Source organism: Shewanella sp. 10N.286.51.B8, assembly GCF_041469325.1.
Lineage (GTDB): Bacteria > Pseudomonadota > Gammaproteobacteria > Enterobacterales > Shewanellaceae > Shewanella.
Genome location: NZ_JBFRKG010000005.1, coordinates 35169 through 54231, shown reverse-complemented (window position 1 = coordinate 54231; position 19063 = coordinate 35169). Strand labels below are relative to the sequence as shown.

The 19063-nt window shown below is 40.6% G+C and carries 18 protein-coding genes and 1 other RNA gene; 11 read left to right on the top strand and 8 right to left on the bottom strand.

Features of this window, described 5'->3' with window-relative positions:
- The first annotated feature begins 119 nt into the window (after positions 1–119).
- The 3 genes from AB4160_RS02390 (at position 120) to AB4160_RS02380 (ending at position 2941) form a co-directional block, all read left to right on the top strand.
- On the top strand, positions 120–1880 hold the full coding sequence (locus tag AB4160_RS02390) for a bifunctional UDP-sugar hydrolase/5'-nucleotidase (RefSeq protein ID WP_102440594.1): 1761 nt from the start codon (positions 120–122) through the stop codon (positions 1878–1880).
- Between the two features lie 160 nt (positions 1881–2040).
- Complete coding sequence (locus AB4160_RS02385) at positions 2041–2343, top strand: NrfJ (RefSeq protein WP_102440595.1); 303 nt, start codon at positions 2041–2043, stop codon at positions 2341–2343.
- 73 nt (positions 2344–2416) lie between these two features.
- On the top strand, positions 2417–2941 hold the full coding sequence (locus AB4160_RS02380; protein ID WP_102440596.1) for a GNAT family N-acetyltransferase: 525 nt from the start codon (positions 2417–2419) through the stop codon (positions 2939–2941).
- Between the two features lie 75 nt (positions 2942–3016).
- Here AB4160_RS02380 and AB4160_RS02375 read toward each other — a convergent pair whose 3' ends face one another.
- Positions 3017–3229, bottom strand: coding sequence for a DUF3820 family protein (locus AB4160_RS02375; RefSeq protein WP_102440597.1), 213 nt, complete (start codon positions 3227–3229; stop codon positions 3017–3019).
- Positions 3230–3671: 442 nt separating this feature from the next.
- On the opposite strand from AB4160_RS02375, the gene AB4160_RS02370 reads away from it, so the two are divergent.
- The 4 genes from AB4160_RS02370 (at position 3672) to AB4160_RS02355 (ending at position 6312) form a co-directional block, all read left to right on the top strand.
- On the top strand, positions 3672–4418 hold the full coding sequence (locus tag AB4160_RS02370; RefSeq protein WP_076542673.1) for an AAA family ATPase: 747 nt from the start codon (positions 3672–3674) through the stop codon (positions 4416–4418).
- Positions 4378–4776, top strand: coding sequence for a CopG family transcriptional regulator (locus AB4160_RS02365; protein ID WP_133126441.1), 399 nt, complete (start codon positions 4378–4380; stop codon positions 4774–4776). Before AB4160_RS02370 ends, AB4160_RS02365 begins: the two co-directional genes overlap by 41 nt.
- A gap of 153 nt (positions 4777–4929) precedes the next feature.
- Positions 4930–5754 (top strand): zinc-dependent peptidase, encoded by an 825-nt coding sequence (locus tag AB4160_RS02360; RefSeq protein WP_372003496.1) that lies wholly within the window; start codon positions 4930–4932, stop codon positions 5752–5754.
- 69 nt (positions 5755–5823) lie between these two features.
- Positions 5824–6312, top strand: coding sequence for a nuclear transport factor 2 family protein (locus AB4160_RS02355; RefSeq protein WP_102440600.1), 489 nt, complete (start codon positions 5824–5826; stop codon positions 6310–6312).
- A gap of 695 nt (positions 6313–7007) precedes the next feature.
- Here AB4160_RS02355 and aceB read toward each other — a convergent pair.
- The 4 genes from aceB to AB4160_RS02335 all read right to left on the bottom strand — a co-directional run bounded on the left by aceB (position 7008) and on the right by AB4160_RS02335 (position 12313).
- A complete protein-coding gene (aceB, locus tag AB4160_RS02350; protein WP_372003494.1) occupies positions 7008–8663 on the bottom strand; it encodes a malate synthase A in 1656 nt (551 codons plus the stop codon).
- A gap of 769 nt (positions 8664–9432) precedes the next feature.
- On the bottom strand, positions 9433–11124 hold the full coding sequence (locus AB4160_RS02345; RefSeq protein WP_372003492.1) for a diguanylate cyclase: 1692 nt from the start codon (positions 11122–11124) through the stop codon (positions 9433–9435).
- Between the two features lie 67 nt (positions 11125–11191).
- Positions 11192–11401 (bottom strand): hypothetical protein, encoded by a 210-nt coding sequence (locus AB4160_RS02340; protein ID WP_372003490.1) that lies wholly within the window; start codon positions 11399–11401, stop codon positions 11192–11194.
- Between the two features lie 90 nt (positions 11402–11491).
- The gene (locus tag AB4160_RS02335) at positions 11492–12313 is read right to left on the bottom strand and encodes an SAM-dependent methyltransferase (RefSeq protein WP_372003488.1); all 822 of its coding nucleotides are present in this window, start codon (positions 12311–12313) and stop codon (positions 11492–11494) included.
- A gap of 322 nt (positions 12314–12635) precedes the next feature.
- Here AB4160_RS02335 and AB4160_RS02330 point away from each other — a divergent pair, with 322 nt between their 5' ends.
- Positions 12636–13151, top strand: coding sequence for an outer membrane protein assembly factor BamE (locus tag AB4160_RS02330; protein WP_102520534.1), 516 nt, complete (start codon positions 12636–12638; stop codon positions 13149–13151).
- Positions 13152–13255: 104 nt separating this feature from the next.
- On the opposite strand, the gene AB4160_RS02325 is transcribed toward AB4160_RS02330, so the two are convergent.
- Positions 13256–13591 (bottom strand): RnfH family protein, encoded by a 336-nt coding sequence (locus tag AB4160_RS02325; RefSeq protein ID WP_102440492.1) that lies wholly within the window; start codon positions 13589–13591, stop codon positions 13256–13258.
- Positions 13581–14018 (bottom strand): type II toxin-antitoxin system RatA family toxin, encoded by a 438-nt coding sequence (locus AB4160_RS02320; RefSeq protein ID WP_102440491.1) that lies wholly within the window; start codon positions 14016–14018, stop codon positions 13581–13583. The genes AB4160_RS02325 and AB4160_RS02320 overlap by 11 nt, the downstream gene beginning before the upstream one ends.
- A 204-nt stretch (positions 14019–14222) precedes the next feature.
- Between AB4160_RS02320 and smpB the strand changes: the two genes are divergently transcribed.
- Both smpB and ssrA read left to right on the top strand, forming a co-directional pair.
- On the top strand, positions 14223–14720 hold the full coding sequence (gene smpB, locus AB4160_RS02315) for an SsrA-binding protein SmpB (protein WP_076542647.1): 498 nt from the start codon (positions 14223–14225) through the stop codon (positions 14718–14720).
- Between the two features lie 73 nt (positions 14721–14793).
- Positions 14794–15148, top strand: a transfer-messenger RNA (tmRNA) gene (ssrA, locus tag AB4160_RS02310).
- A 176-nt stretch (positions 15149–15324) separates the two neighbouring features.
- Here ssrA and AB4160_RS02305 read toward each other — a convergent pair.
- Positions 15325–15666: a zinc ribbon domain-containing protein YjdM gene (locus tag AB4160_RS02305; RefSeq protein WP_076542642.1), complete on the bottom strand. Its 342-nt coding sequence runs from the start codon at positions 15664–15666 to the stop codon at positions 15325–15327.
- Positions 15667–16062: 396 nt separating this feature from the next.
- Between AB4160_RS02305 and AB4160_RS02300 the strand changes: the two genes are divergently transcribed.
- Positions 16063–18801: an EAL domain-containing protein gene (locus AB4160_RS02300; protein WP_372003486.1), complete on the top strand. Its 2739-nt coding sequence runs from the start codon at positions 16063–16065 to the stop codon at positions 18799–18801.
- Positions 18802–19063: the final 262 nt, after the last annotated feature.

Here is a 19063-nt window from a genome sequence, read left to right as displayed (position 1 = left end):
CATTAGCAGCAACTAAAGTAAACAACGACTAAAGTAAACAGCTACAAAAATCAGTCACCCATTAAGTTCATTAAACGCCGGATCAGGAACAGCCTCCTTTTTCTGTATTAGAGTAAAAGATGCCCAATAACTATCGCCTTAGCCTTGCTCATATTAACGATACTCATTCTAATTTTGAGCCTAGCAGTGTTCAATTTTCCTTATCGGTCGAGCAACAGCATTATCACGTCAACACGAAAACAGGTGGCTACGCCCGTTTAGGCCATCAAATTGAATCAGCAAGGCAACAAGCTGCTCAACATAACCATGAGTTTTTGTTTTTGCATGGCGGCGATAGCTTTCAAGGCACCTTATATTTTAGAGAATTTCAAGGCGCGGCTAACGCGCACCTACTCAATATGCTCAAACCCGATGCTATGGTGTTAGGTAATCATGAAATAGATGCAGGTAATAGCCCAGTACTGGCTTTTTTAAATCGTATCGAATTTCCGGTGTTAGCTGGCAATATGGATCTCAGCCAAGAGTTAACCGATAAAGAAGGCCGCCTAAGTGGTCACCCTATGCTTTATGATTACGACAATCAGACCCAATGTGCCAAGGTGCTAGTTAAGCCGTTTTATGATACTCACATCGCCATTGTCGGGATTACGCTGGATCAGATGCCGCTGATTGCTCGCCCCGATCCTGATACCCACTTTATCAATGCCATTGACACGACGGCTAATACCATTGCCAGTCTGCAGCAGCAAGGCATACAGCATATTATTGTCCTCAGCCATTTAGGGCTAGATCAAGACCGAGAGTTAGCAGAAAAAGTATCTGGGATCAGCGTCATAGTTGGTGGGCACTCACATACCTTACAAGGTCAATTCGATGAACTAGGTCTTAGCCACACTCCCTATGCTGAGCGGGTAAATAACACCCCTATCATCCATGCCAGTAAATACGCTGAAGTCTTAGGCTTAGCTAATATCACTTTTGATCGCTCTGGCGCCTGTATTGCCATAAATGGTAATAACTACTTTATGATTGATGATGAATTAGAAGTGCTGTTTAATCCTAAGCAAGATAATCAGCTTACTAACCTCAATACTTTGCCCACAGAGCAGCAAATAAATAGCGTAAAAACCAAACTTATCAGCCACCCTGCTATCCGTGGTGATCAGGCCTGTGAAAGCATTCATAACACTATAATGGAGCAATACCGCCCAGCGCTAAATGCGCTAGAAGAGCAAGTGCTTGCTTACATACCCCATGATTTCATTCATACCCGTTTACCCAGTAAGCACTTTCCCCATGGCAGTGAAATTGCCCCTTGGGTTTGTAGAAGTATGTTTAAAGCCACTAAGCATTCAGGTGAAAAACTCGATTTTGCCTTACATAATGCCGGTGGCGTTCGGCAGTCATTAAATAAAGGCAGCTTATCAATGGCGGATGTATTAGGGCGGATTTTGCCTTTTGAGTTGCCATTAGTGAAATATCAAATTCAAGGCAAATACCTTTATGAAGTGCTGGAGTCGGCCATTAATGCCGCCACCAATAATGGGGTAACTGGCACTGGCGCTGGTAGCTTCCCCTACACTTATGGTATCCGCTATTTCTATGATGGCACCTTAGCGATGCATCAACGTATTACCTCCGTTGAGTTATATCAAGACGGTTTATGGTCGGCAATTGATCCTGAAAAGCTCTATATTGGGGTGTCTTCGGCCTATACCGCCTTAGGTAAAGAAGGTTATGACGCATTACTAAAAGCCCATTGGCAACAAGACTTAGATACCATGACGTTACCTGAAGCCTTTGTTGATTTTGTTACCCAGCATGGAAACTTAATCGAAAACCCATTACAGCCTAATGTTTACTATATTAGCCACAGGTAATATTGAGTTTAAATTTTGCCTTGTGTAGTAATTTAGTATTCACAAATCTGCCGCGGATCACAGACCCTGTGTGCGCTTCATGATTTAATAAACTATCTTTATGTAGATTCATGACCTGAATCATTGCAAAATTTAGCCTAATCAAATAGGGAACGTATTCATGAAAGCAAAACTGATCAAATTAGCTGCAGCAGCAACATTAGCATTAGGCGTATCATCAGCATGGGCTGCTGGTATTATGCACCAAGGTGAAGTAGTAGAAACGATGAACAGCGGTGGTTATACCTATGTTCAAGTTAAAGCAGAAGATAAAACTTTTTGGGCTGCTGGCCCACAAGTTGCGATCACTAAAGGTGACACTGTGATCATGAATGAGCAAATGTGGATGCAAGATTTCACCAGCAGCACATTAAACAAAACCTTTGATAAATTATTATTTGTTGGCAAAATCGAGAAAAAATAACTCGCTTTAGCAATAAATACCCCATAATCGGCTAATTTTCATTAGCCGATTTTTTATCTGATATCAAGCAGCCATGACTCAAACAGCGCAATATTCAATTATCACCTTCAGGCCTGCTTTTGCTCAGCAAGTCAGTGAGCTAGTTCATCAAAGTGTTCGACAAATCTCACACCGACGATACTCTCAAGCCCAGTTAGCCGCATGGTCAACTAAACCGCGCTCAGCAAAACATTGGCAATTACGGCTGACGCGATCGCAATCTTGGTTAATGCTGGCAACAAACAAAGCCGATACTTTAGCAAGTCAGCAGCCAAAGGTTATTGGGGTTATCAATGTCGAAACCCATTTTAAAAGCCGCGGTTATATTGATAGTTTGTATATCGCCCCCGCCTATCAGCAACAAGGGCTAGCATGTCAGCTTTATGAAACCTTAGAAAAGTGGGCTCTCAGCCAAGGCTACGCAGAGTTGAATGTTGATGCGTCATACTTATCAAAAGCATTTTTCATCAAGCAAGGGTTTACACTGATCCAGCCAAGCTACCAAATCAGTCAACAGCAGGTGATTAATAGTTTCTATTTAAGCAAGCCGCTCACTTAAATCTTAATCCTCAGCAGCACAAGGCAAGATATCAACTGATAAAGACAAGTCTTACAAACACGTTAACCAGTGGATTTACTTTGTTAATAACGGCTGCAGCATCTGCTCTAAACCATTAAGTTTTACTTCATACATCAATGCCAATTGCTCGCCTAACTTCCCCTCAGGAAAACCTTTACTATGAAACCACACCAGGTATGGCTCGGGTAATTCCAGTAACTTTCGTCCAGCATATTTACCAAATGGCATGGTTTGGTTAATGGCTTCTAATAATAATTTCTCATTCATAGTGTCAAAGTCTTTTTGTTCAGGAGATTTAGTTAACAATAGCAATATAACATTTTGGAATAGCGATAAATACAAAAGCAAAGTTTAGTTATAGATAAGAGTCATTTACATTTAGCGGTTGGCAACACTAGCCACTTTTCTGGTCATTGATTTATTAAATAATCAACTTAAGCAATTCAATTTATTGATAAATTCTAGTGAATAGCTCATAAGGTTAACACAGTCAAAAAATCGCCATTAGCCGCTATTTTGTCAAAAAACAAACCCCTGTCAAAGCCACTAAAACCGTCAATTTATAGCACATTGACGACCAAGTCATAGCAACATAAAGTTAATAACAAGCGCAACATAAAGCGCCAACAAAAAATCAACCTTTTATAACCAAGCGAATCAATAATGATTGACAATCCAATGGCGTTATACCACATCAGGAGATGTTTTGATGATTATCTTAGTCGGTGGTGAAAAAGGCGGTAGTGGTAAAAGCTGCTTAGCCCAAAATATCGCAGTATTTCTCGCTAAAGAAGCCACAGCCAGTATTATCATGGTCGATTGCGACCCGCAAAGAACCACATCAGATTGGATCCAAGCGCGCAATAACAACCCTGAATTACCAGCAATAAATTGCGTCCAATTGTACGGAAAAATCCGTAACGACTTACTCAGTCTTGAGAAACATTATGATTATGTACTCGTTGACTGCGGCGGCCAAGACAATTTAGCCCTGCGCGCTACATTATCAGTGGCCTCTCACGCCTTAATGCCCCTAAGACCCAAGCGTAGAGACCTAAAAACGGTCAGTCACATGGATGATATTGTCGCTACCTGCAAAATGATTAATCCCACCATGAAAGCCTCTTTTGTGGTAACTCAGTGTCCAAGTTTGCCTAACCAAGCAGGTCGAATACTCGAAGCTAAAGAGGTATGTAAAACTTACGATATTAACGTGCTTGATGCGATTACTTACAGCCGAAATATTTATGACGACAGTGAAGAGTCTGGCTTGTCAGTCATTGAAATAGACCCCAATGGAAAAGCCGCGGTTGAAATCCGTAATATTGCTTGTGAATTGCTAGAAGTAAGCGATGCCAAACAGCTAATCAGGCAGCGAAATAATAACGATAATGTAACGCAATTAGGGGGAAGTTATGGGCCTGGCCGATCTGAAGAAAACCGTTACGCCATGTAGTACGCCTTTTTTGCCGCAAATGTCAGTTGATGACTTTATTGAGGCAGCAAATCTTTACGCTATGGGCAAACCACAGCAGTCGAGCGCCTGTAAAAATGCAGATTCAAACCAACAGGCGATGCAGCAACTATGGGAATTAACCACCCAAGCTGAAGCGAATGAACCCATAAATGAAAAACCTAAACCATTTAGACGGGCAACATTTACCTTAAGTGAAGCGGCAATTGAGCAATTAAACTGCTTAAGTCAAAGCAGCCAATCGGCAAAGTCAAAGTTAATTAGAATATTGATTAAACAGCATTTTTCATTATCACTTGAAGAACAACAGCAAATAGAGCAACGACTGCAAATACGTTAAATCAACTATAAAAATAAACTCCCTCCCCTTCTTTCTGGCAGCAACCTTGGTTGTTTGCCAGTTTTTTTTGTCTCAATAAAAATCAGCCACTTGAATTTGGCGCAAATTCACCCAATAACATAATGACAAGCTAATATAATCTGGGAGAGCTGAATGTTTGCAGTGTTTTTACTTGTCACCGTTGCGGTAACTGCCATCGCGTTGATTATGACTAAGTCTCAACGCACTGAAAAGCGCAGGCAACAGCTTATGACAAGGCCTTTCCCTAAAGCATGGCGGCAAATCCTTAAGCGTCGCTTACCCTATTTTCATGCATTGCCCACAGATCTGCAGCTACAACTAAAAAAGTTAATCCAGATTTTTATTGATGAAAAACAATTTGTCGGCTGTGATGGCTTCAACATTACCGACGAAGTAAGAGTGACCATTGCCGCGCAAGCCTGCTTGTTATTACTCAATCGAAAAACCAATTTTTACCCCAAGTTAAAACAAATTTTAGTGTATCCCTATGCGTTTATTGTTGAGAAAAATAACACCGACTTTGCCGGCGTATCCTCTAATAAACGTAATGTGTTACTGGGAGAGTCCTGGGGTAATGGCAAGATCATCTTGTCGTGGAAAAGTACTTTGGACGGCGCTGCAGCGCCATTTGATGGTCAAAATGTGGTTATTCATGAGTTTGCTCATCAGCTAGATCAGGAAAACGGCAATGCCAATGGCGCACCGCCATTAAAAGAGTTCACCGATTATGCCACTTGGTCAGCAACACTCGGTCGTGAGTTTAAAGCGCTGCAATATTGTGCCCAGCATCAATTACCCTCGCTGTTTAACTACTATGGTGCGACCAATCCTGCTGAGTTTTTTGCCGTCATTAGTGAAACCTTTTTCGAGAAACCGTTAGCGTTTTACCAACAGCATCAATTGCTTTATAAAGAACTGAGTCAGTTTTATCAGCTAGACCCAATCAATTGGCATTAAGATCAGCATTGAGTCATTGATTTTCGCGGCTATCATTACCAGCCAGCATTTAGCAGACAAGGAATTTTCATGCACAAAGCCATCTTAAGATTATTATTAACCACTAGTTTATGTTTAATGTCTTCTTTACCCCTAGCAGCTCAAGAGGCACTCTCTGACGAGTCAAAGCAACAAGCTAATAGCATTCTCGACCAACTACACCAAAATGCCAGCCAGGCGAACTGGGACAGTTACTTTTCGCTATATCACCAGCAAGCGGTGTTTTTAGGCACTGATGCCACAGAGCGCTGGGATATGCAACAATTTGCCGGTTATGCCAGACCTACAGATGGTTGGCATTATGAAGTCAGCTCACGCCAGCTACTGCAGTTTGATAACACCATTGTTTTTGATGAATTACTTGAAAGCGCCAGTTATGGTCTATGTCGCGGTACAGGTGCACTACAATTAACTGATGATGGCTGGAAAATTATTCAATATCATTTAAGTATTGCAGTGCCTAACGACAATGCCAAAGCCGTGGCGCAGTTGATAGGCGCAAAGAAACAAGCTAAATAACCTCTATCGATAAGTTAATATTGATTAAAAACCTAAGCCAGCAACTTAGCTACGCTGGCTTTGCTTACTTGAGCGCTTAAGCCAAACAATCGATTAGTTTCTCAAGATATGAGTTTAACGAGCTATCAGTCAAAAAAGTCCATAAGCAAAAGAATACAGCAACAAAACTCCCCCCTATTAGTGTCTATGTTATTTACTCTAGCATTAGGTGCCTTCGATAATGACTCACTAATCCTTTAGCCGCTTTGGATTGATATTAATCAATAACATAACTAGAAGGTTTAACTGAATCAGCTGTGATTTCGCTATAAATTTTAAGCAAAAAAAAACGGCTCATAAGAGCCGCAACACAAGCAAATGGTTGAAAACTTACTGGGTAGGAAGTAAAAATCCTCGCATTAAGAACGACAACTAGCTTGCGCTAAAATTCCAAATACTGGATAAAACCCGATGTAGCCTGTAGGTAAACTACATCGGGGGACATCAGCTGCATGGCAGCTAAACTGTTACAGAAGTGGTATTAAAACAGCTCTTCTTCGGTAAAGCCGGTCAATGCCCTCACTGAAGATTAACCGCCTTGAATACAGCTTGTCACTTGGTCAAAGTAACCTGTGCCCACTTCTTGTTGATGCGACACGAATCTATAACCTTTCTCAGCCGTTATAAATTAAACTTTTGTAATACGTCTACTGAATTTAAGCTGTTAATAACTCATAACCCGGTAGTGTTAAGAAATCGACCAACTCATCAGAGGTGGTAATTTCCTCAAACAGACTGGCCGCTTTAGTAAACTGACCACTGGTAAACCTTTGCAGCCCTAGCTCTTGCTCGACATTAATTAGCTCTTCAGCCAGCATGGTTTTGAATAAGTCTTTAGTGACTAACTTGCCATTAGAAAGTGACTTTTCATGTTGGATCCACTGCCAGATCGAGGTGCGTGAGATTTCTGCTGTAGCGGCATCTTCCATCAATCCGTAGATAGGAACGCAACCATTACCTTGGATCCACGCTTCGATATATTGCACTGCGATACGAATGTTTAAACGCATGCCCGCTTCGGTACGTTCACCATCACAAGGTGTCAGCAGCTCTTCGGCTAATATCGGTGCATCGACATCACGGGTAATGTGCAACTGGTTAGTTCCGGCGCCAATATAATCATTGAAAATCGCCATGGCGGTATCGGCTAAACCAGGGTGTGCCACCCAAGTACCGTCATGTCCATTACGCGCTTCAAGCTCTTTATCACCTTTTACTTTTTGCAAAATAATTTCATTTTCTTCGGCTGTTTTAGCCGGAATTAATGCTGCCATGCCGCCCATAGCTAATGCGCCACGCTTGTGACAGGTTTTAATCAGTAGACGTGAATAAGCACTTAAAAAAGGCGTATCCATAGTGACTGCTTGGCGATCTGGTAAAACACGGTCAGCATGTTTGTTCAAGGTTTTGATATAGCTGAAAATGTAATCCCAGCGGCCACAATTTAATGCCACAATATTTGAACGTAGTTCATATAAAATCTCGTCCATTTCGAATACTGCCGGCAGCGTTTCAATTAGGCAGGTACATTTTATTGTGCCTGGCTTTAAACAAAAACGTTCTTCAACGAATGCGAACACTTTTGCCCACCAGCGCGCTTCAACATGACTTTCAAGCTTAGGAAGATAAAAGTAAGGGCCGCTGCCATTAGCTAATAATTGATGGTAGTTGTGATAAAAATACATCGCGAAGTCGAACAGACCACCTGGAATAGACTCGCCCTTGAACTCAACGTGCTTTTCTTTAAGGTGTAATCCACGTACTCGACAGATAAGTACTGCAGGATCTTCATCTAAACTGTAATGTTTGCCTGTTGCCTCAGCAGTAAAGCTAATATCGCCTCGCACTGCATCACGTAAGTTAATTTGACCTTGAACGACTTTTTCCCAGCTTGGTGCTAGTGAGTCTTCAAAATCTGCCATGAATACTTTTACGTTGGCATTCAGCGCATTAATAATCATTTTGCGATCTACAGGGCCAGTAATTTCAACTCTACGGTCAGTAAGATCTTCAGGTATCCCTCTAATCGCCCACTCACCATCTCGAATAGCGCGGGTTTCAGGTAAGAAGCCAGGTAATTGACCATCATCAATGCGTTGCTGCTTTAATTTTCGCTGTGATAGCAACTCAGGAACTTCTGCAGCAAAAGCACCACATAAACTAGCCAATAATGACAGTGAGCCATCATTGAAGATAACCTCTTGGCCAGGGACTTCTGGGCCAATCAAAGCAAGCTCTGAGCTTGTTGGTAAATCAGTTTCAGCACTTGGCTGTGATTTAGCATATTTAGCCATTAGTTGTTCTGCTGTCATATTTAGCCCCTTGAGCAATAATTCGTTTTTAAAAGTTAAATGGTGGTCAGTAAGCGTATTTATCTGTACACCTCTATCAGTGTTTATAAACAGACAACTTACTTCCACATATCTAAAAACAAACCCTGCTACTTTTTAACCATCAAATGTTTGTTTCGTACTAAAACCTAACCAGAAACGTTTGCATTTGCAACAACCAAATAACATCCTCAACAAGCCAAACAGCAACCTAATAATTGGTAACACCAACAGCAAAAACACAACAAGACACTGATTTAAAACAGATAAAAATTAAAACAACATTTAATTGGTTTTAGTTGGTAACTTGTCCAACCAATTTACCAACAGCACAAAAAGGTAATTACACAAGTACTTTAATTACATATCGCAAATAATTGTGTACAGCCTTAAGGCAGTTTTCTACTAAAGTAGAAATAGCATTTTGTTTTGAACATACCCTGAGGTAAAGCCATTAAAATAATTAAAATCATTGAGTTATAATATGCTTAATCACAACCAAATTTAAACAACTGTTTTAATTTGACGTTTACGTAAACAAAATAGGCTGTATAGAATATATACTCTAGATTGGTGGAGTTGTAACCGGATCAACATCACAAAAGTTATTGGTTTAGTCGAAAAAAAATGCATCTTTTTTTATAAAAAGTTAAAAACAGTCACAATTTAAAGCATTTTTGCACTAAGGAAGGTCAAAGCTTGCAAATACAGAAGCCATATTGGTGCAGATAAAAACGCCCAAAGCAGGTAGCTATGATAAATAAACCACTTTATTTCGACCTTCAGATTTTGCTTTATATAAGGCTGTATCTGCACGGTTAATGATGGGATCAAGGCTTAGATCATCTGCCGTTATTTGGCTAACCCCAAAACTTGCGGTAATTGTAAATTGATGACCAGAAAAACGAGTATCAATCGACTCAATATCAAATCGTATTTTTTTCGCTAACTCAACTGCTAATTCAATTGTGGTAAAAGGCATAAAAATAGCAAACTCTTCACCACCCATTCGACTGACGATATCTGTACTACGGGTATTCGCCGTTATCACCTCAGCAACCTTTTTCAGTGCCCAATCCCCAGTGCCGTGGCCAAAGGTGTCGTTAATCTGTTTAAAAAAGTCTAAATCAATCACTATAACGCTATATTGTCCGCCACGGGCAAGCACTTGGACAAATTCATCTTCGGCTTTTTCTTCGCCAGTACCACGATTTAACAAGCCGGTGAGTAAATCAATTTGAGCTTGTTTACGAAATTGATTTCTTTGCATCCATGCGGTGGCAAGCAACAAACTCAAAAATGCTACCGTGCCCGTCAAGACGGTAGAAAACATAAACGAAGCGCTTTTTTCGTTATTCATAATGCTGCGCTCTTTCGCTAGCATTTCTTTATCTTGTGCCAGTTTATTTAACTGGCGAGTCTTTTCTGCATTATCGAATTTTGCAACTTGGTATGCCGTTTCTTTGACCTTTTTATCATTAATTAACAGCATCCCTATGGCATGGGCTTGCACATGATATTGATAAGCAACTTTAAATTGACCACGTTTACTGGCCACCATTGAAAGCACATTATAAGCACGCTGCTTAGCCTTATAATTATTAGGCTCGTTAGTCAGTTTATCGACCAATTCGGCATACTCAACCGCCTGTTGAAATTGTTGTAACTGAAAATAAACTTCACTTAAATAAGCGTAAATATTATTAATTTCTAACTCAAAATTAAACGGTTGATAAGCTGCTAACGCTTTAAGAAATAACACTTCTGCGGTTTGATAATGATGGTGTTCAAACTCAACTATAGCCTTGCCTTTAATGGCCATAGCTACAATTAACGGGAAATTATTTTGCTGACAATAATCTTGGGTATCTGCAAATAATTGTAATTGTTCTAGATAAGGGATTTGGTTCAATGATAATTGCGCGGCAGATGTCAGTACCATGGCATAGCAATGGGATTTGCTATCTTGGCCTTTATTTAACATAAAAACAATCTTCGAAAGCCTAAGTACCTCGTCATATTTATCTAAATCTAGATAGGTATTCATTAGCCTGACATAGGAACTGATTTTAATCGAGTTATCTTGAAAGCTGTCAATGCGTGCTAGGCTTTTCTCCAGTAGGCTAAAAGCATCTTCATAGCGCTTTAAAGGAATACTAGCAGAAATTTTATAAGCATAAATATTCGTTAATTGCTCATCGTTCGGGTTGAGTAATAGAGTCTTATCTAAAGTCTGTAAGGCACTTTCATATTTTCCGGCAAGAATAAGCCGTACCGACTCAAAAATATAAAGCCTTATTTTTTGCGCTCGACTTAGACTATCAAACAAACCAAACAGTTCATTAATGCTGGCGCTAGAGGTATCAATATCTTTAAGTATTGATACATCTAGCAGATCTAATTTTTGGTCAATATCGTCAGCGCTGACGTCATCGGCACTCACTGCTGCGCAGAAAATGAATAACGTGGAGCAAAGTAACCGATTAAGCGCTTTTAGCATGAGGTTAAAATTACGATAAGTGATGGACGAGTAAAATTGATTTCAGTTCAACATCACCCACCAAGGATTTAACTTGCCCCATATCCCCTGACATCACAGCGTCAATGTCTTTATCTGATAAACCATTGGCCTGCATAACGCCGCGAGGATCTTTCTTATAAGCCTCTAACAACTTGGCATCTGAGCTTAATTGAGTAAAAAACTCGGTTAAATTTGACATGTTATTTCCTTATTTGTCTTCAAGGTTGTTATCACTATTGATTAGTACAGCTATCAAGCGCGGTTATTGTCCACAATAACCCGTATTCTGTTAACCAATATCATTGGCATTAATCCCTAATTTTTTCATCATCAGCTGATTTAACTTCAGCGGAATTGAAGGTGGGATTAATAAAGTACTGATCATACTTAACGGCGCAAACGGCAAATCCTTTAAAGGAATTTGGTCAATTCTTGGAGATTGAATTGGCAAGTTTGCCGCTTCATATATAATAACTTGGTGATCAAGTGGGTACCATTGGCTTAAGTGATCAACCAAAATCTCCAGGCGGTGTTGATCAGTACTAAACTCGGTCAAAGTATGCTCACCAGCCAAAGCGATTTGCCATAATAGCAAGTAAGTCGCAGGATCTGGATGATGCTGGTAAAGCATAAATTGTGTTGCTTCAAAGCTTTGATGACCATTAGAGCCGGGGTCAATGCCTAAATCTGCCCACAAACATGCTTCAGCGGAAATACCCGGCAGCATATTTGCCTCATAGCCTTCGTTAACCGCTTGCTTAATGGCTAAATGAGATACACAAGAAAATACCCCAGGGTGACCATATAAGGCTACCACCACCAGCTTATCCTGACGAACTTGCTGCAAAATCGCCTCAACCATCTCAGCATAGCTGTCGCGGCGATTCTTCACTTCACCCTCTTGAGCATAATGGCACTGTAATGAGATATGATTGCCATTTAAGCTTTCAAGCCAACGGTTAGCAAAACCATCGGGCACAATAGAAAATACAATATCTGCATTCTCAATATAACTTTGACTTAATTTACTGATATGGCCGGCAAGTTGCAGTCCCGTCCCTACAAAAACTAAACGTCCAGTCTCACCCGGTTCAACTCTTGTTAATGACATTGTGCTCAATTTTTTTCAAAAAAAGGTTAAGAGTTTTCTGCACTAAATGCCCTAGCATTACCATGGCGGCACACGGCATTTAAAAATAACTCCAGTTACTATCAAACTTATATAAATAGCAGCGCTATTACCACCTCTTTTAAACATTTGCACAACATATTTAGCGCCAATAAAATCATCATTGGTCAAATTTGGGGAACTAACTGAGTCACTAATGAGTCATAACCGTCATTGAAGTAGTAATGAAGTATCAATAGCCACTTGTCAGCATAGGGAAGCCTTGGGTATGATGGCGTCAGATTTTTAGGAAATAGCGCAGACAATGATAAATAAAAAACAAAGTCTTACCCTTTTAGGCGCCGTTGCGCTTTCTGTATCACTAAGTGCATGTAGCGTTTTTGACTACTTAATTTACAAGCCAGATATACCGCAAGGTAACTACATGGAGTTACAGCAAGTTGAAAAACTGCGTATCGACATGACTAAAGAGCAGGCTGAATACATCTTAGGTCGCCCAGTGTTGCGTGATAGTTTCGCAGACAATATTTGGTATTACGTTTATCACTTTAAAAGTGGCCGTAACGCTAAAGTGACTCATAAAGAACTTATTTTATACTTTGATGGCGACTTACTCACCAAAGTTGAAGGCGACTATAAGCTTAGTGATGACTTTAATACGCCTTTAAACGAAGGGGCATTGCCAACAGTGTCAGCCCCAGTTGTTGCACCATTACTACCTGAGCAAGAACCTAAAGCGATGAGGGGCGATATTCACCCACTTGTTGAAGAAGAGCGCTTAGAAACTGAAAATGATGTACCGCAGCAAGATGAGCAGTAATGAAAAACAGATTTAAGCAATAAAAATAAAAACGGAGAGAATGTTTCATTCTCTCCGTTTTTATTTATGTAATAGCAGTAATACATGACCGCTTTTAGTTCAAATCAGTTAACTTTTGCACCCGTTATCTTATTGCTGCGGCCTTCTTCTTTGGCTTTTTCAGCACGCTTGCGACGCACATCTTTAGGATCTGCAATTAATGGCCGATATATTTCTATTCGTTGACCGGACACCAATACTTCATCATGCTTGACCTGACGGCTAAACACCCCTAGCTTCACCTTGGCTAAATCAATTTCTGGAAAAAAGCTGACAATATTGCTTTGCTTTACCGCCTCAATAAATGTGGTGCCAGGCAGCACATTCACGCTAATAATTTTTTGCTGAGTCGGTAGCGCATAAATCACATCCACCGCAAATGTTTCAACATCATTTGTCATTGTAAATCACCTTGGCTCTTTCAGTGAATGCCGTCACCATTGAATTCATCAGATCTTTAAACACTTTGCCAAAGGCCAAATCAGCTAATGGATTTGAAAAATCGAAATTTAAATCAAATTCAACTTTACAGGCATCGTCCGTTAACTCGGTAAAGCGCCATAAACCGTCTAAATGTTTAAAAGGGCCATTCTCAAGCCTTAACTCAATCGTTTTACCTGGCACCACTTGGTTACGAGTGGTGAAGGTTTTACGGATCCCAGCTTTAGAGACATCAACCGACGCCACCATAGTTTGTCCATCAAACTCCAGCACTTTCCCACCCACACAGCCGGGTAAAAATGCATGATATGACTCCACATCATTAACCAGATCATACATCTGCATTGCACTAAATCGAACCAGTACACTTTTTGAAATTTTTGGCATGAAAAACAACACTCATATTAACAATGAGTCGATTTTAACATGCTCCCAAGAAAACGCATCCATTACAGCTTGATGAATGTACTCGCATCTTTAAGCCGTTTGGGTATAATCCACAGATTAGTTTTCTCTCTCCCCCATCTCTGCCACACGTCAACGAGTAAGCAGAGTTTTTAAATGGGATAACAGCGGGTATCACACGCGATTATGGTAAAAAAGAATTCAAAAAAATCAAAGAATCCGCCCGCTACGATTACACGTAATAAGCGCGCCACCTTTGAATTTAAAATCGAAGAAAAAGTCGAAGCCGGTTTAGAGCTTCAAGGCTGGGAAGTAAAATCTTTGCGTATGGGTAAAGTGACCCTCGCAGATTGCTACGTTTTTATTAAAAACGGTGAAGCCTTTATGCATGGCTGTACCATTCAGCCACTTAACACTGCAACCACCCATGTAGTTTGCGACCCAGTGCGTACTAAAAAGCTGTTATTAAAGCGCAGTGAAATTGATAAACTTGAAGGCTTAATTGAGCGTCAAGGCTACACCTTAGTGCCATTGTCACTTTACTGGCGCAAAAGCGCTTGGGTAAAGGTGGAAATAGGACTCGGTAAAGGTAAAAAAGATCACGATAAACGCCAAGACACTAAAGAACGTGAGTGGAAAGTTGAACAATCTCGAGTAATGAAGAAGTCGAGACTGGACGGATAATGAACAAACGATTGTAACTGTGGTCAAATACATTAGGTATTTTAGTATTTACCCGATACAATCAACAAACTTTGGGGGCGATTCTGGATTCGACAGGATTCACGAAACCCTGGGAGCATGTCGAGGGGCGGTTGGCCTCGTAAAAAGCCGCACTGTTATAGTTGCTAACGACTCTAACTACTCTCTAGCAGCTTAGGCTAGCTAGCCATCTTACCCACGTCTCTCAAATGGGCAGGGATTCAAGATGGTCATATTACATTTGATAGCGAGGGAACTCCGTCCGAGGGTGAACCGCGAAATAGTATCGGACTCGCCAATTGCAATCCTGTCTTTCGGAGTGTACTTGGTTAACCAAAAGAGAGACTAAACATGTAGCGCCTTGGATGTAGGCTTTCTGGACGCGGGTTCAAATCCCGCCGCCTCCACCAAATTCTAAAAGGGCTTAACCGCAAGGTTAAGCCCTTTTTCTTTGGCTAGTTCAAACAACTTTTATCAATCCCAATCAATAACTTTCTCGATTCCAATGAGGCGGTGGCAACTGAACTGCCGGCCATAAAAAAACCTGCACTTGGCAGGTTTTTATCAAACTCAATTAAAAAGCGATTTAGTTTTGCTTTCTAACAAACTTTGATTTGAGCATCATTTGGCCGTGACCATCAACTTTACAGTCAATATCATGGTCAGCATCAACAAAACGTTTGATAACCGCTTTAGTACCAACTTTAAGCACTAATGAAGAACCTTTTACTTTAAGGTCTTTAATCAGCGTCACTTTGTCTTCTTCTGCAAGTAGGTTACCTACTGCATCTTTTAGGATGATTGCATCTGGATCAACGATTTCTTCGTTTGGGTTCCATTCATGAGCACATTCTGGACAAACTAGTTGTGAGCCATCTTCGTATACGTAGGCTGATTCACATTTTGGACATGGTGGGATATTGCTCATGGTGAGTTCTCTTTAAATGAATGATTGTCTGCCTTTAAGTGGCTTAAATAGCACTTTTATTGCAGAAACAGATAGCGGTTATTATACGCAAAATAAGCTATATCTGCTAGACAGCTTATTTGCTGAGCTTCACAAATTAGCACCTTGATGTGAGACTGAACTGGCCAAGGTGTTATTTTTCATACAAGTGTGTAAAACATGTTACATCAGTTATTTTAAGCCCAAACTCTGGCCTCATAAGGGCTTGCGATCATTGGTGATTTTTCCGAACACTGTTTAAGGCATTTTTTATACTGCTATTTGTTGACCTCTGTGAAATTGCAGCTCATATTGCTTACCAAAGGCTAAGTAATATAGTCATCTGTAGTTACTTTTTTAAGATACAAGGTCGTGTCTGTGAGTATAGTTGCTCATTATTTACATAAATGGAAAATGAGGCTGGGCATTTTGGTTGCACTAGTCTGTTTGTGGCCGATTCAAACTTGGCTAATTAATGCAATGACTACAGATGCGTTAAGCCCTTATCGCATCACGCTAACCTTGCCGCTCTCTGACGCCCTCAATCAAGATTATGGTCTTAGCCCTGATGCTAAAGTGAATAAGGTTTTTGTCAGTGGCAGTTTTTCTGACTGGTATAGTGACGACCCTTATTATCAAATGCAGCAAGTCTCTGCTAACCAGTGGCAATATGATCTTTCCATTCATCCCGGTGACATTGAATATAAACTGGTGCTGCATCTCGATGGACAGCCGACACCGATTTGGATTTTAGACCCGAATACCCCTAACACAGCCAGTAACCCTTGGGGTGATACCAACTCTGTGTTACACGTGTTTGACTGGCCCAAGATTGCCACCACAGTGCAGCTATTTACTCTATCGATTGTGGGGGCATTTTTACTATTTTGTGTATTAGAGCCTTTTTTATATTGGTTACTGCATTTAAAAATGCCCTTTCACCGTAAACTGATGATCAGCAACATGTTGATCCTTATTTGTGTACAAGTGGTGTTTTTTGGCTATCAACTGCATCAAAGCCGCCAATTGATAAAGCTTTCGGTTAGTGACACCTTGCATAACATGCACTTACTGCTAGCCAGTGAACAAATTGATTTTGACAACATAGCAAGCCAGCAACAACAAATCTCAGCGACCATTGAGCGTTTTTTTTCTCAAGCGACTACCCGCATCGATAAAAAACAAAACAGCTTATTTCAAATTACCTTGTCTGATTTTGCGGTGCTGGATAAAAACGGCCAATTAGTCAGTTTGCATCACCGCCGTCAGAATGAAACCATCCAACAAGATAGAGCCTCAAAACTTGGCTTTGCTAGCTCTGAAGATTACTTTATGAAGGGCTTATGGGCGCAATTAATTCCCAAGGCACAACAACAAGCGCTTACTGGGCAATTACAGGTAAAAAAACGCCCACGTAATATGCGTAAAATAGAAACCGCCCGTACCCAACAAGCTGAATGGGTACTAGGTTTTAGCCAGTTGATGCAGCCTATTGTCTACCGAGGTCAATTAAAAGGCTTTTATGGTGCGTCGATTCAAGTAAAGCTTTATGGCACTGAACTATTAAATATACTGTTTTTTCAGTTGTTGCTTTTGCTGGGGCTGATTGCTGTCGCTAGCTGGTTGTTTATGCGCGTCGGTAAAATTGTCACCAAAGACATTCTAATACTGACCAGTTGGACCCAAAGAATCGTTAAGGGTAATTTAAACCAAAAACTTTACATAAATAGCCAAGATGAAATTCAACAACTGGCCGAAGACTTCGAATTAATGCGTCAGTCCTTGGTCACCAGTTTTAATAAAATTGAGCAGCAAAATACTAATCTGTATACCGAGGCTTATTTTAATAATCTTACAGGCTTGCCTAACCGCAAAAAGCTTTACGCAGATTTAGCAGGCAAAACTGCGCACTCTTTAATTGCCTTTAACATTAATCAGTTTGGCCAAATAAATGATTTTTACGGGGTAAAAACTGGCGATGCGATTATCAAAGTTATTGCCAAGCGGATCGTCGCTGCCGCTAGTCAGCACACGGTTTACAAAACGGGCGCTAACGAGTTTGTCGTCACCCTTAGCAATCAAGTTGAAGATCTGCACTTACAACAACTAGCAGAAGCCATTATTGATGATGTCACTCAACATGCCATCACCATAGATGGCAACGAGGTATATGTTAACCTCAGCGCCGGTGGAGCCCACTGTATTGATAGTAATTACTCACAACTGCATCAACATGCTGATTTAGCCAGAAGAATTGCCCTTAAACAGTTTCAGCGTTATCAGCTGTTTTCTTTATCAATGGTCAACCCACAAGCTTTTGAACACAACATGCAGCAAAGCCGTATGTTGGCGCTGGCAATACAAAATGATGCCGTAGTGCCCTTTGTACAATTAATCCAGCCACTGGATGGTAATAGCGCCCCGAAATTTGAATGTTTAATGCGAATAAAACAAGCTGATGGCGATTATTTAACGCCTGCAATGTTTATGAAAACCGCCGTGCAATCGCGTATTTACCCACTATTGATGCAGAGTATGCTAACAAAATCTTTTGCATTATTTCATCTACAGCCCTACGAGTTTTCAGTCAATATCTCTATCGATGATGTTGCCCTACCTGAACAAGTGAATCAGCTGCTTAATTTACTGAAGCAATACTCTGGGGTGGCGCAAAGATTAACCTTTGAATTACTTGAAAGTGATGAGATCACCAACTACCAATTAGTAAAAGACTTCATTGCAAAAGTAAAACCTTTTGGCTGTAAAATAGCCATTGATGACTTTGGAGCTGGTTATTCTAACTTTAGTCATTTACTCAGCTTAGATGTGGATATCATTAAGATTGATGGCTCGCTTATCCGTCACCTAGATCATGATAAAAAAGCCCAACATTTAGTTGAAACCGTATCTGAGTTTGCTCGCAAAATGCATATTCAAACCGTGGCTGAATTTGTGGATTCTGACAAGGTGCTAAATATGGTCAAGCACTACCAAATTGATTACGCCCAAGGCTATTTACTGGGTAAACCCCAGCCAACAATTGAGGCAGCATTAGGCTTACCGCGCCCAGTAAAAAAACAGCTGACAAATAGCGTTATTGAGCCAGTATTTAGTTAACCCTCAGCACTATCTGCAAGCACTAATCACTAATCACTAATCACTAAGGAGTTAGGAGTTAGGAGTTAGGAGTTAGAAGTAAGTGCTAATCACTAACAAAAAATACCGCTACTCAGTTGCGGTATGTTGTCACTCACCAAGCCGGCTCAATCAGCGATGAGCTGTGTTTTTATGAGTCTGGTTGCAATTAAACTCGCTCAGACAACATGGCATCAGATTAGTGTGAAACACAAAACCGTGGCCATTAAATAAAACTAGGGCG